This is a genomic window from Nonomuraea sp. NPDC050536 (assembly GCF_044457685.1).
Taxonomy (GTDB): domain Bacteria; phylum Actinomycetota; class Actinomycetes; order Streptosporangiales; family Streptosporangiaceae; genus Nonomuraea.
Genome location: NZ_JBITHD010000039.1, coordinates 1 through 21477 on the forward strand (window position 1 = coordinate 1; position 21477 = coordinate 21477).

Annotated in this window: 22 protein-coding genes; 15 read left to right on the forward strand and 7 right to left on the reverse strand. The window is 68.7% G+C overall.

Annotated elements, in window-relative coordinates; translation table 11 throughout:
• Positions 1–35: 35 nt before the first annotated feature.
• Entirely contained in the window at positions 36–680 is a 645-nt protein-coding gene (locus ACIBHX_RS51055) for a response regulator (protein ID WP_397076139.1), read from the reverse strand.
• Positions 681–805: 125 nt separating this feature from the next.
• Here ACIBHX_RS51055 and ACIBHX_RS51060 point away from each other — a divergent pair, with 125 nt between their 5' ends.
• The 4 genes from ACIBHX_RS51060 to ACIBHX_RS51075 all read left to right on the forward strand — a co-directional run bounded on the left by ACIBHX_RS51060 (position 806) and on the right by ACIBHX_RS51075 (position 6406).
• Positions 806–1477 carry a universal stress protein gene (locus ACIBHX_RS51060; protein ID WP_397076141.1) on the forward strand — a complete coding sequence of 224 codons (672 nt, stop codon included), beginning with the start codon at positions 806–808 and terminating at the stop codon, positions 1475–1477.
• A gap of 67 nt (positions 1478–1544) precedes the next feature.
• A complete protein-coding gene (locus tag ACIBHX_RS51065) occupies positions 1545–3173 on the forward strand; it encodes an MFS transporter (protein WP_397076143.1) in 1629 nt (542 codons plus the stop codon).
• 264 nt (positions 3174–3437) lie between these two features.
• Entirely contained in the window at positions 3438–3860 is a 423-nt protein-coding gene (locus ACIBHX_RS51070; protein WP_397076145.1) for a hypothetical protein, read from the forward strand.
• A 26-nt stretch (positions 3861–3886) separates the two neighbouring features.
• A complete protein-coding gene (locus tag ACIBHX_RS51075) occupies positions 3887–6406 on the forward strand; it encodes a DUF4132 domain-containing protein (RefSeq protein WP_397076147.1) in 2520 nt (839 codons plus the stop codon).
• A gap of 466 nt (positions 6407–6872) precedes the next feature.
• Here the strand turns inward: ACIBHX_RS51075 and ACIBHX_RS51080 are convergent, their stop codons facing one another.
• A complete protein-coding gene (locus ACIBHX_RS51080; RefSeq protein WP_397076149.1) occupies positions 6873–8465 on the reverse strand; it encodes an amidohydrolase family protein in 1593 nt (530 codons plus the stop codon).
• 12 nt (positions 8466–8477) lie between these two features.
• A complete protein-coding gene (locus tag ACIBHX_RS51085) occupies positions 8478–9755 on the reverse strand; it encodes an amino acid deaminase (protein ID WP_397076150.1) in 1278 nt (425 codons plus the stop codon).
• A gap of 50 nt (positions 9756–9805) precedes the next feature.
• Here ACIBHX_RS51085 and ACIBHX_RS51090 point away from each other — a divergent pair, with 50 nt between their 5' ends.
• On the forward strand, positions 9806–10744 hold the full coding sequence (locus ACIBHX_RS51090) for a LysR family transcriptional regulator (RefSeq protein ID WP_397076152.1): 939 nt from the start codon (positions 9806–9808) through the stop codon (positions 10742–10744).
• Positions 10745–10748: 4 nt separating this feature from the next.
• Here the strand turns inward: ACIBHX_RS51090 and ACIBHX_RS51095 are convergent, their stop codons facing one another.
• The 3 genes from ACIBHX_RS51095 to ACIBHX_RS51105 are packed head-to-tail and all read right to left on the reverse strand — an operon-like array spanning position 10749 to position 12791.
• Entirely contained in the window at positions 10749–11546 is a 798-nt protein-coding gene (locus tag ACIBHX_RS51095; protein WP_397076154.1) for an SDR family NAD(P)-dependent oxidoreductase, read from the reverse strand.
• 25 nt (positions 11547–11571) lie between these two features.
• Positions 11572–12330 (reverse strand): SDR family oxidoreductase, encoded by a 759-nt coding sequence (locus ACIBHX_RS51100; protein WP_397076155.1) that lies wholly within the window; start codon positions 12328–12330, stop codon positions 11572–11574.
• A gap of 8 nt (positions 12331–12338) precedes the next feature.
• Complete coding sequence (locus ACIBHX_RS51105) at positions 12339–12791, reverse strand: 2,4'-dihydroxyacetophenone dioxygenase family protein (protein WP_397076157.1); 453 nt, start codon at positions 12789–12791, stop codon at positions 12339–12341.
• Positions 12792–13061: 270 nt separating this feature from the next.
• Between ACIBHX_RS51105 and ACIBHX_RS51110 the strand changes: the two genes are divergently transcribed.
• Genes ACIBHX_RS51110 through ACIBHX_RS51120 form a run of 3 tightly spaced genes read left to right on the forward strand, consistent with a single transcriptional unit; the run spans position 13062 to position 13616 of the window.
• Entirely contained in the window at positions 13062–13244 is a 183-nt protein-coding gene (locus ACIBHX_RS51110) for a hypothetical protein (protein WP_397076158.1), read from the forward strand.
• Between the two features lie 8 nt (positions 13245–13252).
• Positions 13253–13426, forward strand: a complete 174-nt coding sequence (locus ACIBHX_RS51115) for a hypothetical protein (RefSeq protein WP_397076160.1) — start codon at positions 13253–13255, stop codon at positions 13424–13426.
• 49 nt (positions 13427–13475) lie between these two features.
• Positions 13476–13616 carry a hypothetical protein gene (locus ACIBHX_RS51120; protein ID WP_397076162.1) on the forward strand — a complete coding sequence of 47 codons (141 nt, stop codon included), beginning with the start codon at positions 13476–13478 and terminating at the stop codon, positions 13614–13616.
• Between the two features lies 1 nt (position 13617).
• On the opposite strand, the gene ACIBHX_RS51125 is transcribed toward ACIBHX_RS51120, so the two are convergent.
• Positions 13618–14421 (reverse strand): enoyl-CoA hydratase/isomerase family protein, encoded by an 804-nt coding sequence (locus ACIBHX_RS51125; protein ID WP_397076163.1) that lies wholly within the window; start codon positions 14419–14421, stop codon positions 13618–13620.
• Positions 14422–14466: 45 nt separating this feature from the next.
• On the opposite strand from ACIBHX_RS51125, the gene ACIBHX_RS51130 reads away from it, so the two are divergent.
• From ACIBHX_RS51130 to ACIBHX_RS51160, 7 genes are all read left to right on the forward strand, one after another.
• A complete protein-coding gene (locus ACIBHX_RS51130) occupies positions 14467–15258 on the forward strand; it encodes an enoyl-CoA hydratase/isomerase family protein (protein ID WP_397076164.1) in 792 nt (263 codons plus the stop codon).
• Positions 15255–16799, forward strand: a complete 1545-nt coding sequence (locus ACIBHX_RS51135; protein ID WP_397076166.1) for an AMP-binding protein — start codon at positions 15255–15257, stop codon at positions 16797–16799. Before ACIBHX_RS51130 ends, ACIBHX_RS51135 begins: the two co-directional genes overlap by 4 nt.
• Positions 16796–17542: an SDR family oxidoreductase gene (locus ACIBHX_RS51140; protein WP_397076167.1), complete on the forward strand. Its 747-nt coding sequence runs from the start codon at positions 16796–16798 to the stop codon at positions 17540–17542. Before ACIBHX_RS51135 ends, ACIBHX_RS51140 begins: the two co-directional genes overlap by 4 nt.
• A 72-nt stretch (positions 17543–17614) precedes the next feature.
• Positions 17615–18274, forward strand: coding sequence for a TetR/AcrR family transcriptional regulator (locus tag ACIBHX_RS51145; protein ID WP_397076169.1), 660 nt, complete (start codon positions 17615–17617; stop codon positions 18272–18274).
• Positions 18275–18525: 251 nt separating this feature from the next.
• A complete protein-coding gene (locus tag ACIBHX_RS51150) occupies positions 18526–19872 on the forward strand; it encodes an amino acid permease (protein ID WP_397076171.1) in 1347 nt (448 codons plus the stop codon).
• Positions 19872–20690, forward strand: a complete 819-nt coding sequence (locus tag ACIBHX_RS51155; protein WP_397076173.1) for a 3-hydroxyacyl-CoA dehydrogenase family protein — start codon at positions 19872–19874, stop codon at positions 20688–20690. The genes ACIBHX_RS51150 and ACIBHX_RS51155 overlap by 1 nt, the downstream gene beginning before the upstream one ends.
• A 19-nt stretch (positions 20691–20709) precedes the next feature.
• A complete protein-coding gene (locus ACIBHX_RS51160; protein WP_397076174.1) occupies positions 20710–21474 on the forward strand; it encodes a crotonase/enoyl-CoA hydratase family protein in 765 nt (254 codons plus the stop codon).
• The last annotated feature ends 3 nt before the right edge of the window (positions 21475–21477 follow it).

Genomic DNA, 21477 nt, shown 5'->3' on the forward strand with positions numbered 1-21477 from the left:
TGCCCTCCAGCATCGCCGGGCCGGGCGGGCAGAGGTTAGAGGCTTTGGTCCCTGGTTCGCAGCCGGGCGGCCAGCGCGGCGGCCTGGGTGCGGCGCTGCATGTTGAGTTTGGCCAGCAGGTTGGACACGTAGTTCTTGACCGTCTTTTCGGCCAGGAACATTTTCTCGCCGATCTGGCGGTTGGTCAGCCCTTCGCCGATCAGCTCCAGGATGTGCTTCTCCTGCTCGGACAGCGCTGCCAGGGGGTCCTTTCTGGTGGCCTGCTCGCGCAGCCGGGTCAGCATCGCGGCGGTGGTCTGCGGGTCGAGCAGCGACTGGCCGCAGGCCACCGTCCGGACGGCGCCGACCAGGTCCGAGCCGTGGATCTGCTTGAGCACATAGCCGGACGCCCCGGCCATCACGGCCTCGAACAGGGCATCGTCATCGGCGTACGAGGTCAGCATCAGGCAGGCCAGGCCCGGCAGCCGGGAGCGCACCTCCCGGCACACCTCCACGCCGCTGCCGTCCGGCAGCCGCACGTCCAGCACCGCGACGTCCGGCCTGAGCGCCGGAATGCGGCCGATCGCCGACTCCGCGGTGCCGGCCTCGCCGATCACCTCGATGTCGTCCTCGGCTTCCAGCAGCGCCGCGACGCCCCGCCGTACCACCTCATGATCGTCGACGAGGAAAACCCGAATCATGCCTCCGACGGTAGCCCCTTCCAGATCCGAAAGGTAGGGACCAAGGTCCCACGTGAGAGGCTCCTGACGGCCCTACAACCCGCCGCTGGTCCTGGTCCAGAGTGACAGGCATGGAGCGATCTGACATGAAACCGATCGTGGTCGGTTATGACGGCTCCGACTTCGCCATGCAGGCTCTCGACTGGGCCATGGACGAGGCCGAGCTGCGCAAGACTCCGCTGCTGCTCACCCACACCTGGCAGTGGCCGTACGGCGAGGCCGCCGAGGAGGCCAAGTCCCACCTGCGCACGGCGGCCGAGCACGTGCTCTGGCACGGCGCGGAATGCGCCCGCAACACCAGCGCGATCACCGACATCCACACCGACCTGTACGAGGGACATCCGGCCCAGCACCTCATCGATCTGTCCGCCGACGCCGCCATGATCGTGGTCGGCTCGCGCGGCCTCGGCCTGCTGCCCACCCGGGTGCTCGGCTCGGTGGCCGAACACGTGGCCGCCCAAGCCGCCTGCCCGGTCATCGTCGTACGCGGACCCGGCCCCATCCCCGCGAGCACCCGACCAGGCCCGATCAAGGTCGAGGACGACGGCGGCGCCGTGCTCGAGTTCGCCTTCCACGAAGCCGAGCTGCGCGGACTACAGGTGACCGGAGCGCCGCCCGCCCTCTGGGGTGAGCGCTACCCCGGCGTCGAACTCGTCGAACAGCCGGAGGCCGGCCCCAGCCTGCTCGTGGTCGGCCGCAAACACGCCCGCCACACCCTGCACCACGCCACCTGCCCGGTGGCGGTGGTTCCTTCCTGACGTCAAGACCTGTACAGGCACGGCGAGCCACTGAAGAACTACTCGTCGTGGTCGAGATCATGCAGGTATGACGGGGAAGACATCGGCGAAATTCGTCCTGCTGACCCTGGCCGCAGGGCAGTTCCTGATGGCGCTCGACACCTCCGTGATGAACGTGGCGATCGCGTCGGTGGCCGAGGACGTGGGCACCACGGTGGCCGGGGTGCAGGGCGCGATCGCGGCGTACACGCTGGTCATGGCGGTCCTCATGATCCCCGGCGGCAAGCTGGGGGCGATCATCGGACGTAAACGCGCGTTCATGATCGGGTGCGTGATCTACGGTTGCGGCTCGTTCACCACGTCGCTGGCCCCGAACCTGCCCGTCCTGCTGCTGGGCTGGTCGTTCCTGGAAGGTGTCGGTGCGGCGTTGATCCTGCCCGCGATCGTGGCGCTGGTCGCGGGCAACTTCGTCCAGCAGCAGCGGCCGGCCGCCTACGGGCTGGTGGCGGCGGCCGGGGCGATCGCGATCGCGGTCGGACCCCTCATCGGGGGGATCGCGACGACGTACTTCTCCTGGCGGTGGGTGTTCGCCGGCGAAGTCGTGATCGTGCTGGTCATCCTGCTGTTCGCCCGCCGGGTGGCCGACGCCCCGCCGGACGTCCGCCCGCGCATCGACGTCGTCGGGGCCCTCCTGTCGGCGCTGGGGCTCGGGACCTTCGTCTACGGCGTGCTGCAATCGGATGTGTGGGGCTGGTTCATCCCCAAGCCGAACGGTCCCTCCTGGTTCGGGATCTCGCCGGTCGTGTGGCTGATGCTGGCCGGCGTGTTCGTGGTGTGGCTGTTCCTGCAATGGGAAAGCCATCTCGCCAAGCGCGGCAAGGAACCTCTGGTGGACCCCGGGCTGCTGCGCAACAGGCAGCTCGTGGGCGGCCTGACGATGTTCTTCTTCCAGTACCTGACGCAGCTGGGTGTCTTCGTCATCGTCCCGCTCTATCTGTCGGTCGCGCTCGGGCTGTCCGCCCTGGCCACCGGCGCGCGCATCACGCCGCTCTCCCTGCCGCTGCTGGCCGCGGCGCTCGCCATCCCTCGCCTGCTTCCCGAGGCCTCTCCCCGGCGGCTGGTACGGCTGGGGATGCTGTCGGTGACCCTGGGCGCCGCCGTCCTGCTGGCCGCTCTGGAGGTCGGCGCCGGCCCCGAAATCGTCACCGTTCCGCTGCTGCTGATCGGCCTGGGCATGGGCACACTGGCCTCTCAGCTCGGCGCGGTCACCGTCTCGGCGGTGCCGGACGAGCGGAGCGCGGAGGTCGGCGGCGTCCAGAACACCGTCACGAACCTCGGCGCCTCCATCGGCACCGCGCTCGCCTCCTCGATCATGATCGGCGCGATGACGAGTGCGTTCCTCACCGCCGTGGAGCTCAACCCGGCGATCCCCGCACAGGTCAAGCAGCAAGCGCAGGTGCAACTCGTCGGCGGCGTGCCCTTCCTGTCGGACGCCCAGCTGGAGACCGCCCTCGGCAAGGCCGGCATGCCTCCCCAGGCGGCGCAGGCAACGCTGCAGGCCAACGCCGACGCCCGCATCGTCGGGCTCAAGGCCGCCCTCGCCATCCTCGTGCTCGCCGGACTCATCTCACTGTTCTTCGTCCACCTGATCCCCACCACCCAGCCCGGCTCAGCCCGCCAGGAGGACTCGCCCGAAAACGAGCCGCCACCCTCCTGAACTGGCCGGCACATCGCTCGGTCAGTGCTCGAAGCTCCGCGGAGAGCGGATGCCCGTGCAGACGTTGGGGATGTTGCACGGCCAAAACGAGGTTCCCGCCCCGGGAGCGAAGGTCGGCCTTTCCCCACCCGAGCAAGCACCCGCGACCCGGCTCGACCTGGAACCGCGAGTGCTGTTCGCCCTGCGCACCTGACCGGTGAGGCCAGTTCACTGCGGTGACGGTATATGGCCAGATTGTCCGCCCGCTGTTCTATGGTGGCGGCCATGGTCGACATCGAGGTGCGCAGCCGGATGCCTGGCATGTCCGGCGATGACGTGCCGGCGGTCCTGGTACAGCTGGCCGATGATCGCACGACAGTGCGGGAGCTGATCCGGCGCACGGTCGAGGAGCAGATCCGGGAGCTGCGCGCCGACGCCGCGCGCTGCCGGCGGATCCTCGACCGCCAGTACCTGTCAGACGACGATCTCCGGACGCAGGCGAGCACCGGTGCGATCAGGATGCCGCCGCAGGTGCCGGCGGACCCGGACGTGACTGCGGAAGTGGCCCGGGCGCACCGGGCCTTCGCCCGGGGCACGTTCGTGGTCTTCGTCGGCGGACGGCAGGTCGTCGACCTGGACGAGGAGGTCACGCTTCGGCTTGGTGAGCCGGTCGTGTTCCTGCGGCTGGTCGCGCTGGCGGGAGGCTGATTGCGGTGGAGCGTCCCGTACCAGAGATGTACATCGACGTCGTCCATGAACAGCGCGAGGCGCTGTGGCGGCTGGTGGACCAGGCGCGGGTCGCGGCGAAGGTCGGCGATCTGGCGGTCCTGCGGGACACCGCCGAGGAGGTTCGGCTTCGGATCAAGCAGGGCGACGACCAGACGATCGGCAACCTGGCACCGCACGTGGGCGACATCGTCGCGGAGCTTGACGAGCTCTACGACGCCGGCTTCCCGGTCGACCGGCCGGACGACATCACCGGCTTGCTGGCCGCGCCGTGGCCGACGGCTCGCCGGAAAGCCCTGCTCGCTGCGTTCCTCGGGTGCGACGTCCGCCACCGGCTGCTGCTGGACGAAGCGGCGGAGCGGGCCATCGCCGCCACCGACACCCATCTGCTGCGCCTGCTTGTCTTCACCCCGCTGGGTACCCTGCGCCGGGAGACCGTGGCGCAGATTCTCGACACGCTGCACCGGGCCGGCGGCCTGGACGCCACCGTGGTCGAACGGGCCTTCACCGACGACCCCTACCTCGGCTACGCCATCATCGGCCAGTCGCCGACTGGCGACGCGACCAGTCCGCCGCTGGCCTGCGCGGACGCCGTACGGAAACACGTGGACGCGCTGACCTGGCGGCTCGTCTCTGCACCAGCCCCGCCCGACTGGGACGAGCTGCCTAAGGTGCCGGTACCGCGCGGCCTGCGGTTCGTTCGGGCGGCGCTGAGCTGGCACAGTGACCAGCGGGTGGCCGACCATCTCGGCGTGGCGGAACTGACCGACGCGGACCGCGGCGCCCTGCTCGACCTGTTGCGGGATCGGCCGGTGGAGGAGCAGCGCCAGGCGTTCGGATGGCGGCTGCGCGCGGGTGACGCCGACGCGCTGCTACCGCTGTTCGGCCTGGCATGCGCCGCGCCGTTGCTGCGCCTGATCCGGGCGATGCCAGTCCACGAAGCCACCCGCCAGGACCGGGCCGTCCTCCTCGCCGCGATCGAGGATGCCGGCGCGGACGCCACCCGGCGCCTGCTGCAACTCGAACCGAACGAGCTGGTCTCCGCGGTCATGGGGTGGAACCGCGCCCAGGTACTGAAGCGCGTCAAGCACAACGCGCTGCAGGGCATCGCCGCATTCGGGATGCTGCCCCTCGCTCCGGACGAGACAGTCCTCGACCGCTACCTGGCGTTGCGCGACTCCGCGAAGAAGGGCGCCAAGCTCGGCCCCAACCGCAGACACAGCCACGCCGCCGCGATCGCGATCGCCCTCGACCACCTGGCGCAGGTGGCCGGCATTCCGGACGCGAGCCGCCTCGAATGGGACTGCGAGGCACGCATCGCCACCGAGACCCCCACGGAGGCCGACGTCGGTCACTACCGGATCGCGTTGCGGTTTGACGGCGCCGACCCGACGATGACGGTCAGCCGGGCGGACAAAGCGCTGAAATCGGTGCCGGCCGCCGTCCGCACCGACCCCGGCTACCAGGAGCTGCGCAAGCACCAGGAGCGACTGCGGGACCAGGCTCGGCGGATGCGGGTCGGGCTGGTGGAGCGGCTGGTCGCCACCGCCGGGACGTTGGCGCCGGACGAGCTGGCCCGGCTGTTGTCGCTGCCTGCAGGTGCGGCGATGCTGCCCGCGCTGCTTTGGCGGGACCAGGCGGGCGTGATCGGCCTGCTCGAGCAGGCCGACACCACCGGCCCGATCGCCGCCGTCCACCCCGTCGAACTGCACGAGCTGGGGGTGCTCGCCGACTGGCAGGCGGAGATCGTGCGGCGTCGTCTCCGGCAGCCGGTCAAGCAGGCGTTCCGGGAGTTGTATGTGCTCACTCCAGCGGAACGCGAGGCGGGCGACGTGTCGCGGCGGTTCGCCGGTCAGACGGTCAACGGCGAGGTGGCGGGCCAGTTGCTGTCCGGCCGGGGCTGGTTCACCCACGGCGGGTACGACGACCACCAGGCGACCCGCGCCATCGGAGACGGCCTCATCGCGGTGCTGCGCTGCGACTTCCGCGGCTACTTCGGGCTGGGGAACGTCCTTGTCGGCGAGATCCGCTTCCTGACCGGCGGCCACCGTGACCCGGGCCGCTACGGCACCCCAGCGCCCCTCGTCGACGTGCCGCCGGTGGTGTTCTCCGAGGTCATGCGAGACCTGGACCTGATGGTGTCGGTCGCCGGCACCGAGCCGGCGGCGTACCTCTCGCCGGCGCAGGCGGCGAGCCGGGCGCAGGTGCTCGCGGCGCTCATCGCCGACCTGGGGCTGGCCCGGGTCACCGTCGAGGGGAACTCGGCCGTGGTACGCGGCACCCGGGCGACCTACCGGGTGCATCTGACCAGCGGCAGCATCCACGTCGACCCGGGCGGCTACCTTTGTGTGGTGCCCGCCTCGTTCGGCGCCATGGCGCACCGGCGGCTGTTCCTGCCGTTCGCCGACGAGGATCAGATGACGAGCATCATCCTGAGCAAGGTGCTCCTGCTCGCCGAGGACCAGAAGATCAGCGACCCGTCGATCCTGACTCAGCTCGATTCCCTCACCGGTAAGGCCGCCACCTGACGTGGCCTAACAGGGAAGACCCCGTCTACTCGCAACAGACGGCGTTCATCCTCGGTGTCCGCGGCAGAGTTGCAATGGCCCGAAGCCCTTCAGCATTGAAGACCTCCCTGAAGGTGGAGGTGAAGAGCGGGTCCCGATCGTGAATCAGGAACCGCAGCCCGGCGATGCGGTCACCCAAGTCCATGACCAGGTTGCGGGCCTGCTGCACCGTCCACGCCCCGGTCGGGTACGGTCACGCCGGCCAGGAACTGCCACCAGCTCGTCTGTCGTCGGCAAGCGCCGTGGGCAGTTGCTCATCGAGCGGACAAGGCCGCCGACCGAGCCCGTGGCGAAGACGCCGCCGAGGGTGGCCGGCGACAGATGGAGGTCGCACGTGCCGTACAGCAGGCACAGAGACCATACGATGATCATGGAGAAGTTGCAGCAGAACCCGATGAGCGACAGCGCGCAGCACCGAGCGCGGTGCTCAGCCGAGCCGGCGGACGGAACGACCGGGCCGGGCACCGGTGGGCCGACCCTCTTCGATGACCCACGTGCCTGCCACCATGACGAAGGGAATACCGGAAGGCGGCTGCCGAGGGTCGTCGTACGTCGCCAAGTCGCCGACCGTCTCGGGGTCGAAGAGCACCAGGTCGGCACGGTATCCGGGCTTGACCAGACCTCGGGTGGCGAGTCCGAGGCGGCGGGCGGGCCGTGACGTCATCTTCGCGACGCATTCCTCCAGGGGCAGCAGGTTGAGTTCGCGGACGTAGCGGCCGAGGAGTCGGGGAAAGGTGCCCCAGGCACGAGGGTGCGGCTGGGTTCCGGCGAGCAGCCCGTCACTCCCTACCGTATGGGCCGGATGGCGCATGATGGCACGCACGTTCTCTTCGTGCCCCACGTGCTGGAGGCATGTGGTGCCGAGCCGGTCGCGGACGAGCAGGTCGAAGTACACGTCCGCGGCCGCTCGTCCTTCTCGTACAGCGAGATCGGCGAGCCTGGCGCCCACGTACGCCTGGTTGCCGGGATCACGGACACCGCTGATCTGTACGGTGCTCCAGTCGACCGGTACGCCGTGACAGCCGTCGGACCCGAGTTCTTCCAGTTCCCGTCGGAGCCGCGACCGGGTGGGGAGGTCTTTCAGCCGGTCGATCAACGCTTGCGGGCCTCCCTCCGCAGCCCAGCTCGGCAGCAACGCGGCGAGCGTGGTCGAACCCGCGGTGTAGGGATAGCTGTCCATGCTGATGTCGCAGCCGCCGGAAAGAGCGTCGTCGATCAGGCGGAGAAGGTCGGCGGCGCGTCCGGCGTTGTCAGGGAAGTTCATCACGGTGTGTGCGAGGTGCAGGGGACAGCCCGAACGCCGCGACACCTCGATCATCTCGGCGTAGGCGGCGAGGGCGTCCCGGCCGTAGCTGCGGTGGTGCGGGCTGTGGTAGCCGCCGTGGGCCGCCACCACGCGGCACAGCTCGACGAGTTCCTCCGTGTCCGCGTACATGCCGGGCGGATACGTCAGGCCGGACGACATGCCGACGGCTCCCTGCCGCATCCCCTCGGTGACGAGCTCGCGCATCCTGTCCAGTTCGTCGCTGGTCGGAGGCCGGTTCTCCCAGCCGAGGACGAGCGCGCGCACTGTTCCGTGCGGGACGAGGTAGGCGGCGTTGATCGCGATGCCTTCGTCCAGGCGGTCGAGGTAGCCGCCCACGGTACGCCAGTTCCAGTCGAGATCCTCGGGATCGCCGTTCCAGCCGGCGAGTTGGATCCGTAGCTGCCGGAGAGTCGTGTCGTCGACCGGTGCGTAGCCGAGTCCGTCCTGCCCGAGGACCTCCAGCGTCACACCCTGTGCGGCCTTCGCCACGTGATACGGGTCGGTGAGGAGGGCGAGGTCGGAGTGCGCGTGCATGTCGATGAATCCCGGCGCCAGGACGAGCCCCTCGGCGTCCACTACGCGTCCGGTGCCTGCCGGTGAACGCGCGGGTGCTGTGATCTCCGCGATCACGCCGGCCTCCGTGACGACGTCGGCGCGGTAGACAGGGCGGCCGCTGCCGTCCACGACCCAGGCTCCCCGGAAGGTGCAGCTCACGAGTCCTTCACCTCAAAACAGCGTGCGGATGTAGTCGACGACGATGCCGTCATCGACCATGGGGATCAGGGGCCACTTGTCGAAGACCGTGCAGGGGTGCGAGATCCCGCAGCCCACCCAGTCGCCGACCTCGAGATGCGTGTCTGCGTCCACGGCGAGATAGGCGTGTTGATCGTTGAGCGCCACGACCTCCAGCCCCTCGGCCGGCCCCGAGATCCGATCAGAGCGGCGGATCTGACGCGGGACCGGCAGTCCCGCGTCGAAGGAGGCGTCTCTCTTGCCGAAGTCCAGCAGCGCCAGGCCGGGCTCCGGGCGGGAGATCACCTGGCTCCACAACAACAGCGCGGGCCACAGCGCGGGCGCCGTCCCGCGTGAGTGCGGCGCGAGCGCGGCGTAGAAGCCGTCGTCATGGGTCACGTACGCGCCACTGCGCAGCAGGACGCGCGTCGGCTGGGACAACATCCACGGCCCGGCCAGTTCCTCGGCCACGATATCGAAGTACGCGGTCCCGCCCGCACTCACCACGATCTCGTCCGCCTGCTTGAAACGGCCTTCGATGTCGAACTGCCGGGTTAGACCGGCGATGGTTCGCAGGTAGTCCCTGACGCTGGGCGGGGCGGCCCGTGTGGCGTCGTGCGCCATGGTGCCTTCGTAGCCGGACATGCCGATGAGGCGCAGTGCCCTGCTGTCGGCGACCGCCTCCGCCACCTGTCTGGCTTCCTCGGGGGTACGGCAGCCGGCGCGGCCGCCCACGGTGCCGAGCTCCACGACGACGTCCACCGGTCGCGGCCACGGCCGCGCCTGCAGGGCCTCATCCATCAGGGCGACTCCGCGCACGGAATCGACACAGCAGACGAAGGTGAAGCCGGGATCGGCGGCGAGCTCCGTCGCGATCCAGGAAAGCGCGGCGGCGTTGACCAGCTCGTTCGCGAGGAAGATTCGTGAGACACCGAAGGCGCGATACGTCCGCACCTGGGTGATCGTGGCGGCGGTCATCCCCCATGCGCCGTGAGCGGCTTGGCGGGCGAACAACTGCGGTGCCATGGACGTCTTGCCGTGCGGGGCCAGATCGAGGCCATGCTCGGCGGCGAACCCGGCGAGCATGGCGATGTTGTGCTCGACGGCAGTCCGTGACAGGGTCAGCACCGGGGTCGTGAAACCAGCCTCGAACAGGTCGAGGCGCGCCTGGGCGAGCTCGCCCACGCTGCGCCCCTGCATCGCCGGCGGCAAGCCCTTGAAACGCCAGTCGACATGTTCCGCGTGCAGCATCGCAAGCGCACGTTCGTCCATGTGAAACACTTCGGTGACTCCCCGCGCCCGAACATCCGTTGGTAGTGGCAATGTTGATCAATGACGTCCGCCCTGAATGGCTCGTGTCCTTCCTCGCCATCGTCGATTCGGGAAGCTTCAGCGCAGCCGCAGCGACGACTCATCGTTCGCAGCCCCGCGTGAGCACCCACGTGGCAGCGCTGGAACGCACCGTGGGGCTTCAGCTCCTGGACCGCCGCCGGCGGCCGGTGGCGTTGACCGACGCCGGCAGGGCGTTCGCCGCGCACGCCCGGGAGGTGATCGCCGCCATCCGGCGATGCGAAGGCGAGATGGACAAGTTCCGCGAGGCCAGCCGCGGCCTCGTGACGCTCGGGTGCTATCCGAGCGCGAGCGCGCTCTTCCTGCCGGAGCTGCTGATCGGGTTCCAGCGCCGGCACCCGGGGGTCCAGGTGGTCCTCGTGGAGGAGTCCACCCTGGAACTTGGCGCCGATCTCCTGTCGGGGGTTGTCGACATCGCCGTTCGGCCGGTCATGCCGGTGCTGCCGGAGGGAAGCACCGAGCGCGTCCTGCTCTGGGAGGAGCCGCTCGTCGCGGTCATTCCGGAGCGGCACCCGCTGGCCGACCAACTTGGCGATCTGCCCCTGGAAGCCCTCACCCGCGAGCCATTGATCACCATCGGCAGATCAGACCTGCCCGAATCCGGGAACCTGGAGACCTACGCCGCCTTTTCCGAAGTCGGCCATGACATCGAGCCCGTTCTCATGACCAACCAGCCGCAAACCCTGATCGCCATGGTTCGTGGCGGGCTCGGGATCGGGGTGACGAACCTTCTCGCGGGCCGCTGTTCCGATACGAGCGGTGTCCGGCTCAGGCGACTCTCCGGAGCCTTGCCCCGTCAGGTCGCGGTCCATTGGCAAGCCGACCGGCCCCTTTCATCGGCCTGCCGGCTCATGCTGGACGCTCTGAGACGTGAGCCGCTGCCCGACGGCACGCACCCGCCGCGAATCTGAACCCTCAGAACTCGTCGCCGAGAATGTCGGCGGTCATCACGGCGTTGCCCGCCAGAAGACCGCCGTCGACCGTCAGCGCCGTGCCGGTGATCCAAGAGGCCGCGCTGGAGGCCAGGAACAGGGCTGCCTCCGCCACGTCATCCGGCTCACCGATGCGGCCGAGCGGATACCAGCGAGCCAGACGCTGGTGGACGCCGGGGTCCTTCGCCTGGCGGTCGTTCCAGAACGGTGTCCGGATCGTTCCAGGGGCGATGAGATTGACGCGTACACCGCGCGGCCCATAACGCACCGCCAGAGCCCTGGTGAGGCTGAGCAGTCCGGCCTTGGCGGCGCTGTAGAGATCGTTGCCGAAGTACGAGAAGCCGTTCACCGAGCCGATGTTGAGAATCACCCCACTCCCACGCCGCAGCATGCCGGGAAGCACGGCCTGCGAGCAGAGGAAGGGCCCCTTGAGGGTGACGCCCACATCGAGATCCCACTCGTGCTCGGACAACTCCAGGAACGGCAGATCCAACGTGGATGCCGCGTTGTTGATCAGGATGTCGACCCCGTCGAAGGTGGATTCGACCTCCGCGGCCAGATTGTGCACGGAAACCGTGTCGGCGACGTCCACGGTGTACGCCCGGGCCCGATGGCCCGATGCGGTGATAGCCTCCGCGACCTCTCTCGCGGCATCACCGTTGATGTCGGCCACCGCCACGGTGGCCCCCTCGGCGGCGAAACGCTCTGCCAGGTTCCTGCCGATGCCGGAACCGCTGCCGGTGATCAGGACGACCCGGTCGGAATAGCGATTCATCGTCATGTTCTCTTCCTGTCCTTGTGTGCCTTCAGCGACCCAGCCATCCGCCGTCCACGACGAGGAGATGGCCGTTGACGTAGTCGGAGGCCTTCGATGCGAGGAAGACCGCGGCCCCGGCGATGTCGTCCGGCCTGCCCCAGCGGCCTGCCGGGATGCGATCCAGGATCTGCTGAGATCGCACGCCGTCATCCTGGAGGTCCTTGGTGGTGTCCGTGATGATGTATCCGGGCGCGATCGCATTCGACTGCACGTTGTACTCGCCCCATTCATTCGCGAGCACCTTCGTGAGGCCGGCCAGCCCGTGCTTGCTGGCGGCGTAGGACGCGACGTTGAGGCCTCCCTGAAACGCGAGCAGCGACGCGATATTGATGATCTTTCCCTGCCCGCGGCGAAGCATCCTGGGACCGATCAGGCGGCAGATCCGAAAGGCCGCGCTGAGATTCACCTCCAGCACGTCCTGCCAGTCGCCGTCGGAGAACCGCTCCGCCGGAGCCCGTCTGATGATCCCCGCATTGTTGACCAGGATGTCGACGTCTTCGGCGAGCCCGCCCACCACGTTCTGCGTCTGCCGAGCGTCGGCGACGTCGAACACCGCGGTACGAACCGTGCGGCCCAGTTTCTCGGCGTGCTCGCAGATGTCGTCGAGGTTCTCCCTGTCCGAGGCGGTGATCAGGTCCGCGCCCGCCTCGGCCAGGGCCAGCGCGATGGAGTACCCGATCCCGCTCCCCGCTCCGGTGACCATCGCCGTCTGCCCATGCAACGAGAACAGATTGTCGTCGTTTCTCATCGAACCGCCTAGAAGGTTATGGGAGCAAGCTCGACGCCGAACTGCTCGCAATGCCGTATGTAGCGGTCCAGCTTGCTGTGGGCCGTTTCGGTGCCGATGACATTGTCCTGGTCGTCCAGATACTCGAACGGTCCATGAATGGAGAACAGGGTAATCATTTCTTCGTTTCCGACGACTTCCAACGTGTGGATGTCGTCGTCAGCCTCGAACACGAAGTCCCCGGCCTTCGCGACCCAGTCTCGTTCGAGGTAACGCCAGGATCCCGCGAGCACGTAGGCTTCGACCGGCCCGAGGTGCCGGTGCCGGTTGACCCGCCCCGCACGTTGGACCTTGAGCAGGTTGATCCAGGTTCCGGCTTTCCGATTGATGCGCAGGGGTTTGAAATAGATGCCGTCCCCTTGCGGGACCCATGGGACTTTGCTCGCGGCCAGATACAGCTCTTCTTGCGCTGCTGAATGCATGAACAAATCCTTACGCCGAAACTCCGATGTTTCGAGCCAGATTAACGGGTAAGACTCCTGACCGGAATCGCGCGTTTCAGATAGTAACTATCCGCCTCGCGTATGAGAGCCGGGATCTCGCGGGCCGGCCTCCCGTTGAGCGAACCGCTCATTGAGCACGGCGCGGACGCGCTCGCGTTCGGCCTGCGACAACGCGGCCGGATGCGGCTTGCACGCCTTGGCCGGGCGGACCGGAGCCGGGCTTTGGCGGTTCTTGCGGTACCAGGTGGCTTGGGCTACCCCGGCGGCCTGGCACCGTCCATCTCCCAGCTCGAAGCGCTGTCGAGGGTGCTGTCCACCCAGCGGACCCTGCTCGTGCTCGACAACTGTGAGCACCTGCTGCATGCTTGCGCGTCACTCGCCGACCGCCTTGCCGTACGGCTGTTCCCCGGCGCCAGACCCTGCACGCGCTGATCGATCTGATGCACCTGGCCGGTCCCGACGAACGGCGTGCGCTCCAGCGCCGCCATCGCGACTGGGTCCGCGGCCTGGTCGATCGCGCCGCAGCGGAATGGTTCGGGTCGGAGCAGGCGGCCTGGTGTGCGCGGCTGAAGCTGGAGCACGCGCACCTGCGTGCCGCCCTCGAGTTCGTCTGAGCCGGCCCGGCGAGGCCGAGACTGCACTCCCTTCCTGTTCAAACGGTTCATGGACTTCCACGAGCGCTACGCCGTCACCTTGACCGGCGAGCTGGGCGAAAAGGCCTTCATGGAGGCGATGGCTCGTGGCCGCGCGTTGACGGTACGTCAGGCGACCAGCTGGACGCTCGGAGTGCCCGCAGGGGGTTAGCTCAGGACCTCGCGCGCTGGAACTCGGGAGGGCGCTTCTCCTTCAGCGCTGCGATGCCTTCCTGCGCCTCCTGACCGGCGAAACCGAGGAACTCGAGTGCGAGTGCGGCGTCGAAGTGCGGAGTGGCGGCTCTAAGCCAGGAATTGAGTGCTTGCTTGGTCCAGCGCAGGGCGTTGGGCGCGCCGGAGGCGAGCCGGGCGGCGATGTCCTCGGCTCGGTCGAGCACGTCACCCTCGTCGACCGCGAGGGACACCAGGCCGATGCGCTCCGCTTCGGCCCCGTCCAGCGGATCGCAGGTGAGCAGGTGGTACTTGGCCTTGGCCAGCCCGCACAGCAGCGGCCAGACCAGGGGCGCGTGGTCCCCGGCGGCGACGCCGAGTTTGGTGTGGCCGTCGATCAGCCGGGCGTTCTTCGCGACCACGGAGACGTCGGCGAGCAGCGCCACGACGAGCCCCGCTCCCACCGCCGCCCCGCGTACCGCCGACACGACCGGTTTGGTGAATTCGATCAGGTTGATCACCAGTTCCCTGGCCTCGCGCAGACCCGCGATCCGGGCTCTCGGGTCATCGGCCAGGCTCTGCACCCAGTCGAGGTCGCCGCCTGCGCTGAAGGTCCTGCCTGCTCCGGTGATCAGGACGGCGCGCACCCGATCGTCGGCCTCGGCGTCGCGCCAGATGCGGGTGATCTCCGCGTGTCCCGTCGCGTCCAGCGCATTGGCGCGGCCGGGGTTGTGGATGGTCACCTTCAGTACACCGTCTGCCGCCCAGCTCAGCCTCAGTCGCTGGTAGCCCGCGTAGCGATCCATGATCCTCCTTGACTTCTAGTATCGATCGATCGATACAATAACCTCATGCTACTTGATCCTGAAATCCCGGCCGAGGTAGTACTTCGCCATCGCGGCCAGGTGTCTGTGGTGACACTCCGTCGGCCGGAGGTGCGCAACGCGTTGTCGCGGCGGATGCTGGGCGATCTGGTGGACGCGCTGGTCGAGGCGGACCGGTGTGAACAGACCGGTGCCATCGTGCTGACGGGAGAGGGATCGGCGTTCTGCTCAGGGGACGATCTGGGCGAGGCCGCCGCGACCGACGCGGAGGCGTTCGACGGGGCCGTCGCGTTGCTCCAGCAGGTCACCGCGGTACTGCTCGAGGCGGACAAGCCGATCGTCGCCGCGATCAACGGCGCGGCAGTGGGAGGCGGGCTGGAGTTGACGCTGGCCTGCGATCTGCGGGTAGCCGCCCAGTGCGCCGTTTTCGCATGTCCCGAGGTGGCGTGGGGCCTGGTGGGTACGAACGGATCGTCGCTACTGTTGCCCGCTGTCGTCGGACACGGGCGTGCGCGGGACATGCTGCTGACCGGGTGGACCTATGACGCGACCTGGGCCCTGGCTGCCGGACTGATCAGCGAGGTGCTGCCCGACGACCAGGTTCTGGATCGGGCCATGACACTCGCCGAGGAACTGGTGAGCCGGTCGCAGGCCGTCCACCTGACACGACGGTTGCTGAGCGAGGCGATCCGAGAGGACGTCGCGCACGCGCTGGAGCGCGAGGCGGTGGCCGTGGGGGAGGCGCGACGCAGCAGTGCGGCCGAGGCGAGTCTGCGCGAGTTCGCGGCTCGCCGGGTGAACGGAGGGACACGGCGATGATTCTCAGCGACCTGATCGAGGCGCACGCGCGGCAACGAGCGGATCACCCGGCCTTGCGGATCGAGGACGAGACCCTCACCTACGGCGAACTGGCCGAGCAGGTCAGGGCAGTGGCCGCGGGCCTGGCCGCGAGCGGCGTTCGTGCCGGGCAGACCGTGGCGTTCGTCCTGCCCAACTGCGTCGAATTCGTCGTCGCCTGGTTGGCGCTGAGCCGGATAGGAGCAGTGGCGGCGCCGGTCAACACGGCGCTGCTCGGCGACGGGCTCGCTGCCGTGGTGAGGATGTCCGGCGCCGAGATCGCGATCGTCGACGAGCAGTTCCTGCCGGCGATCGAGGAGGCGCGCGGAATCCTGCGCACGGTCTTCGTCCGTGGCCGTGTCGGGGCGATGAACGAAGCGGTTCCCGTCCGAGCGTGGGCCGATCTGACGGCGCATTCCGGCCCCGCACCGCGCCACGAGACTCGTCCAGGAGACCCGAGCATCCTGCTGTTCACGTCCGGCAGCACAGGCCGGTCGAAGGCCTGTGTGCTCCCACATCGATACGTGTTGCGGCAGGCCGAGATCTTCACCGAGCAACTCGGCCTGACGGCGTCCGACGTGCTGTTCTGTCCTTTCCCGCTGTTCCACGCCGATGCCGCCATCTTCACCGTCGCTCCCGCGTTCCTGCTGGGCGCGACCGCGGCGCTGGTGGCGCGTTTTTCCGTGCGATCCTTCTGGCAGCAGGTCCGCCGCTATCACGCGACCGTTTTCGACTTCATGGGCGCCACCCTGACCATGCTGTACAAGCAGGAGCCCGCACCCGGCGACGCCGACAACCCGGCTCGGCTCGGCTGGGGCGTTCCGCTGCCGGAGTGGGCGGAGGACTTCGAGCGCAGGTTCGGGGTGGAGCTAGTCGAGGTGTACGGGCTCAGCGACACCGGCATCGTGCTGTACAACCGTCCCGGAGAGCCGCGCCGCCCGGGTTCGTGCGGTCGTCCCGTGCACCCCTTCGAGGTCAAGGTCCTGGGCCCAGACGGATTCGAGTTGCCGAGCGGCGAGGTGGGGGAGATCTGCATCCGCCCGCTCGAACCGCATGTGATCTTGAATGAGTACCTCGGCATGCCGGAGACCACCGCCCAGGCCTGGCGCGACCTCTGGTTCCATACCGGCGATCTCGCTCATCGGGACGAGGACGGCTACTTCTACTTCGCTGGGCGCGGGGCGGAGGTGATCCGCCGACGCGGGGAGAACATCTCCGCCCTGGAGATCGAAACCGTGGTCGGCCGGCACCCGGCCGTGCTCGAGGTGGCCGCGTTCGGCGTGCCCAGCGAGCTCACAGAGGAAGACGTGATGGTCGTGGTGACGCTCCGGCCGGGCCAGGAGCTAGAGGCGCGCGATCTGCTGACCTACTGCCAGGAGCACCTGCCTCGCCCCATGGTGCCGCGCTACGTCGAGTTTGCCGGTCCCCTGCCCAAGACACCCACTGAAAAGATCGACAAACGCGTGCTGAAGGAACGCGGTGTCGGCCACTCCACATTCGACGAGGAAAGGGCCTCTCCATGAGTGACAACTCCCGCACCGCGATCGTGACCGGCGGCGCCAAGGGCATCGGCGCCGCGATCGTCCGCAAATTGTCCGCATCCGGCACCTCCGTCGCGATCATCGATCTGGACGAGGAGGCGGCGCGGACGCTCGCGGACCAGGTGCCCGGCGCCTTCGCGCTGATCGCCGACGTCGGTGATCACAAGGCACTCGGCGAAGCCATCGAGGCCGCCTGCGCGCAGCTGAACGGCCTGGACGTGCTGATCAACAACGCTGGTTGGGACCACGTGCAGCGCTTCACGGACACCGAACCATCCCTGTGGGACAAGCTCATCCACATCAATCTGAAGGGCGTGTTCAACGCCACACATCTGGCCATACCTCAGCTCATCGCACGCGGCGGCGGCCGCATCGTCAATGTGGCCAGCGACGCCGGACGCGTCGGCTCCTCCGGGGAAGCGGTGTACGCCGCCTGCAAGGGCGGCACGATCGCCTTCACCAAGTCCATCGCCAGAGAGACCGCCCGCCACGGCATCACCGTCAACTGCGTGTGTCCCGGCCCCACCGACACCCCTCTACTCGACGAGATCAAGCGGGACGAGCGCGCCAAGGCCACGATGGACGCGATCGTTCGCGCCACTCCCAACAGGCGCCTGGCCCAGCCGGAGGAGATCGCCGAGGCGGTCGCCTTCTTCGCCGCCGCTCCGGCCCACGTCACCGGTCAGGTGCTCTCGGTCAGCGGCGGCCTGACCATGGCAGGGTGATCTGACAGTGGTGATCGCGGTCCGGTAGGTTCGACTGATACGAGAAGGCCTGGTGACAAGGTAGGAGCTGCGATGCCGCGCGTGCGCGCCTCCGAGGCGGCGGAAACGCCCCGTCGCATCCGTGAGGCGGCCATCAGCCTGTTCGCCGAGCGCGGTTTCCACGGCACGGGCATCCGCGACATCGCCACGCAGGCCGGGGTCACCCTGTCCTCGCTCTACCACCACTTCGGGAGCAAGGACGATCTGCTGGTGGACATCATGTTCTCCAGCACCGAGCCGCTCAGGCGCGCCGCCGAGCGTGCCGGCCAGGCGCTGGAGACGCCCTCCGAGCGCCTGGCCATGCTGATCGAGCAGCACGTCTGGGAGCACGTCACCGACCGCCTGGCCAAGATCGTCAGCGACACGGAGGTCAGGGCTCTGTCGGGGGAGCGTCGTGACCGCGTGGTCGGCCTCCGCGACGCCTACGAGAACGTGTGGCGGACCACCGTGGAAGAGGGTGCCGCCGCCGGGGAGTTCACCGTTTCACATCCGAAAGCGCTGACGATCGGCTTGCTGGAGATGTGTACCGCGGTGTCCCACTGGTTCCAGCCCAGCGGCGATCTCGCGCTGCGCGAGCTATGCCGTACGTACGCCGACGGCGGGCTGGGACTGATGCGGGCCATGAGGGGCGGGCGCCCGGTGCGACGCGCGGACCTCGACATCGGCGAGCCCACGCGTTTCCTTCTGCACTGATCGACACCTCTACGTCACCTCCTCTCCGTGACCAGAGCGTTATTGTATCGATCGATCGAATCAATTAGGCTGCGGCGCAAACGCCGAGGCGGCCGATGCCACACAGGTGAGCCGTTCGAGCGGCGCGTTTCGAATCCGCGTCCAGCCGACCACCGTGCTGGGCGTACTCGGAGGAGGCAGCCATGCCAGACCACATTGATTCGACTTCCCCAAGAAGGCTGAGGCGGGCACTGCGGCCTCGTCACCTGTCCATGATGGCTCTGGGCGGCATCATCGGAGCCGGCCTGTTCGTCGGCTCCGGGGCGGTCATCCACACGGCCGGAGCGCTGGCGCCGGTCGCCTACGCGGTAGGCGGGCTGATCCTGCTGCTCGTGATGCGCATGCTCGCCGAGATGGCCGCCGCGCGGCCGTCGGTGGGATCGTTCTCGGACTACGCCCGGCTCGCCCTGGGCAACGGAGCGGGGTTCATCATCGGATGGACCTACTGGTACTTCTGGGTGGTCGTGGTGGCCTTCGAGGCCATCGCCGGAGCCAAGATCATCGGAGGATTCCTCTCGGGCATCCCGCTCTGGGTCATCTCCGCCGCCGTCATGGGAGTGATGAGCGCGCTCAACCTGCTGTCCGTGCGCGGCTTCGGCGAAGCCGAGTTCTGGTTCGCGGCCGTCAAGGTCGTGGCGATCGTGGTCTTCCTGGCGATCGCGCTCGCCGGGTTGTTCGGCGTCCTGCCGGGGCAGCGGGTTCATGAGCTGGCCATCGGCGTCGGCGCGCTCACACCGGCAGGGGCCGCCGGAGTCCTGAGCGCCATCACCGTCGTCGTCTTCTCCTACTTCGGCGCGGAAATCGTCACCGTCGCCGCGGCCGAGGCCACCGACCCCGTCGCGGCTGTTACCCGGGCCGCCGGCACGGTGGTCTGGCGCGTCGTCATCTTCTACGTCGGCTCGATCAGCCTGATCGTGCTGCTGGTCCCCTATGGGGCGATCAAGGCGGGCGAAAGCCCGTTCGTCACGCTTCTGGATCGTCTCGGCATTCCGGGCGCGGCTCTGGCCATGCAGGCGGTCGTGCTGACAGCCGTCCTGTCCGTACTCAACGCCGGTATCTACACCGCCTCCCGCATGCTCTTCGCTCTCACCGCACGGGGCGAGGCACCCCGGGTTCTGGCCAGGACGACGACCAGGGGCACGCCCATCGGCGCGATCTTGCTGAGTACGGTGGCCGGCTGGGTGGCCGTCGCCGTCGCCTACCTCGCACCCGAAGCCGTCTTCGCCTTCCTGCTCAACGCCGCGGGCAGCGTGGCGCTGGTGATCTACGCCGCGATCGTGGTCTCCCAACTGCGGCTGCGTCGGCACATCGAACAGGAAGGCGGGGCCATGCCGGTCAAGATGTGGGGCCACCCGTACCTGAGCTGGTTCACCCTCGTGCTCCTGGTGGCGATCGCCGTCGGCATGCTGATCCTTCCGGATGCGCGTGAGCAGCTCGGGCTCGGGCTGATCGCGCCCGTGGGTATCGCGCTGATCTATCTCGTCCGGCGGCTGTTCGGGCTCCGGACCGCTCCGCGGAGCGCGCCCCAGCAGGCCACCGTGACCAGCGTGGAGGGATGATGACCGAGCATCCGCGGCACGTGACCGTCATCGGCGCAGGCACCATGGGGTGCGGCATCGCCGGCCTCATGGCCGCCGCCGGCAGCGCGGTCACCCTCATCGAGGTGGACCAGGCCGCGGCCGGCCGCGCCGCGGAACGCGTTCGCCGGGAGTGGCCGGAGCACGCCGACGCGCTGGAGATGGCTTGCGACATACGGCGCATTCCTGCTGAGACGGACCTCGTCGTCGAGGCCGTGGCCGAGCAGGCCGAGCTGAAGGTGGAAGTGCTCGCCGCCGCGGGCCGGGCGGCGCCGCACGCGGTTCTCGCCACGAACACCAGCTCCATCGCGATCAGCCGCCTGGCCAGGGCCGTCGGCGACCCCGGCAGATTCCTCGGGCTGCACTTCTTCAACCCGGTGGCCAAGTCGGCGCTGGTCGAGATCGTCACCGGCGAGCACACCGCGCCGGAGACCGTAGGACTGGCGAAGGGCTGGTGCGAAGCGTGGCAGCGTACGGCCATCGTCGTGCGGGATAGTCCTGGGTTCGCCACCAGCCGCCTCGGGGTGCTCCTCGGCCTGGAGGCGATCCGCATGGTGGAGGAGGGGGTGGCGGAGCCGTACGACATCGACGCCGCCATGGTCCTGGGCTACCGCCACCCCATCGGGCCGCTGCGCCTCACCGACCTGGTCGGGCTCGACGTCAGGCTCGCCATCGCCGAATACCTCAGCGGTGAACTCGGTGACCGGTTCTCGCCGCCACGGCTGCTGCGGGAGATGGTCGGCGACGGTCTGCTCGGCCGCAAGACAGGCCAGGGCTTCTACCCCTGGACCCGGCACTGACGGACAGAACGGAAACCCCATGAGCAGCGAAGTGATCACCGAGTTCGCCGACGGCGTCGCCGTCATCACGATCAACCGGCCCGAGGCGCGGAACGCGATCAACCGCGCTGTCGCGGAAGGCATCGCGGCCGCGATGGACGAGCTCGACAACCGGCAGGACCTCAAGGTCGGGATCATCACGGGAGCTAGCGACGTCTTCTGCGCGGGCATGGACCTCAAGGCGTTCCTGCGGGATGAGCGCCCGTTCGTGCCAGGCCGCGGGTTCGCGGGGCTGGTCGAGGCTCCTCCGCGTAAGCCGCTGATCGCCGCCGTCGAAGGGTACGCCGTGGCGGGCGGGTTCGAGGTGGTGCTCGCCGGTGACCTGGTGGTGGCCGCCGAGGACGCCCGGTTCGGTTTGCCAGAGGTACGGCGAGGCCTGGTCGCGGCCGGTGGTGGTCTGTTGCGGCTACCGCGTCGCATGCCGTACCACGTCGCCATGGAGCTCGCGCTGACCGGCGAGTTCCTGACCGCGGAGCGGGCGTACGCGCTCGGACTGGTCAACCGGCTCGTGCCCCCGGGAGGAGCGCTGGCCGAGGCGCGGCGGCTCGCCGAGACGATAGCGGGGAACGGGCCCCTGGCGGTTCACGTCACCAAGAAGGTGATCGTCGAGTCGCGGGATTGGCCGGCCGACGTGGCCTTCGAACGGCAGCGGGAGCTGACCGCGGCGGTCTTCGCCTCCCGTGATGCGACGGAGGGAGCCCGCGCCTTCGCCGAGAAGCGCCCGCCCGTGTGGACGGGGGAGTGAGGC

Excerpts from the sequence above, each read along its gene's own strand:
- ACIBHX_RS51065 (WP_397076143.1), top strand. The coding sequence starts at position 1,545 with ATGACGGGGAAGACATCGGCGAAATTCGTCCTGCTGACCCTGGCCGCA.
- ACIBHX_RS51120 (WP_397076162.1), top strand. The coding sequence starts at position 13,476 with ATGGACTTCCACGAGCGCTACGCCGTCACCTTGACCGGCGAGCTGGGC.
- ACIBHX_RS51155 (WP_397076173.1), top strand. The coding sequence starts at position 19,872 with ATGACCGAGCATCCGCGGCACGTGACCGTCATCGGCGCAGGCACCATG.
- ACIBHX_RS51055 (WP_397076139.1), bottom strand. The coding sequence starts at position 680 with ATGATTCGGGTTTTCCTCGTCGACGATCATGAGGTGGTACGGCGGGGC.
- ACIBHX_RS51135 (WP_397076166.1), top strand. The coding sequence starts at position 15,255 with ATGATTCTCAGCGACCTGATCGAGGCGCACGCGCGGCAACGAGCGGAT.
- ACIBHX_RS51090 (WP_397076152.1), top strand. The coding sequence starts at position 9,806 with ATGTTGATCAATGACGTCCGCCCTGAATGGCTCGTGTCCTTCCTCGCC.
- ACIBHX_RS51060 (WP_397076141.1), top strand. The coding sequence starts at position 806 with ATGAAACCGATCGTGGTCGGTTATGACGGCTCCGACTTCGCCATGCAG.
- ACIBHX_RS51145 (WP_397076169.1), top strand. The coding sequence starts at position 17,615 with ATGCCGCGCGTGCGCGCCTCCGAGGCGGCGGAAACGCCCCGTCGCATC.
- ACIBHX_RS51070 (WP_397076145.1), top strand. The coding sequence starts at position 3,438 with ATGGTCGACATCGAGGTGCGCAGCCGGATGCCTGGCATGTCCGGCGAT.
- ACIBHX_RS51130 (WP_397076164.1), top strand. The coding sequence starts at position 14,467 with ATGCTACTTGATCCTGAAATCCCGGCCGAGGTAGTACTTCGCCATCGC.
- ACIBHX_RS51140 (WP_397076167.1), top strand. The coding sequence starts at position 16,796 with ATGAGTGACAACTCCCGCACCGCGATCGTGACCGGCGGCGCCAAGGGC.
- ACIBHX_RS51115 (WP_397076160.1), top strand. The coding sequence starts at position 13,253 with ATGCACCTGGCCGGTCCCGACGAACGGCGTGCGCTCCAGCGCCGCCAT.
- ACIBHX_RS51095 (WP_397076154.1), bottom strand. The coding sequence starts at position 11,546 with ATGACGATGAATCGCTATTCCGACCGGGTCGTCCTGATCACCGGCAGC.
- ACIBHX_RS51160 (WP_397076174.1), top strand. The coding sequence starts at position 20,710 with ATGAGCAGCGAAGTGATCACCGAGTTCGCCGACGGCGTCGCCGTCATC.
- ACIBHX_RS51125 (WP_397076163.1), bottom strand. The coding sequence starts at position 14,421 with ATGGATCGCTACGCGGGCTACCAGCGACTGAGGCTGAGCTGGGCGGCA.
- ACIBHX_RS51150 (WP_397076171.1), top strand. The coding sequence starts at position 18,526 with ATGATGGCTCTGGGCGGCATCATCGGAGCCGGCCTGTTCGTCGGCTCC.
- ACIBHX_RS51105 (WP_397076157.1), bottom strand. The coding sequence starts at position 12,791 with ATGCATTCAGCAGCGCAAGAAGAGCTGTATCTGGCCGCGAGCAAAGTC.
- ACIBHX_RS51100 (WP_397076155.1), bottom strand. The coding sequence starts at position 12,330 with ATGAGAAACGACGACAATCTGTTCTCGTTGCATGGGCAGACGGCGATG.
- ACIBHX_RS51085 (WP_397076150.1), bottom strand. The coding sequence starts at position 9,755 with ATGGACGAACGTGCGCTTGCGATGCTGCACGCGGAACATGTCGACTGG.
- ACIBHX_RS51075 (WP_397076147.1), top strand. The coding sequence starts at position 3,887 with ATGTACATCGACGTCGTCCATGAACAGCGCGAGGCGCTGTGGCGGCTG.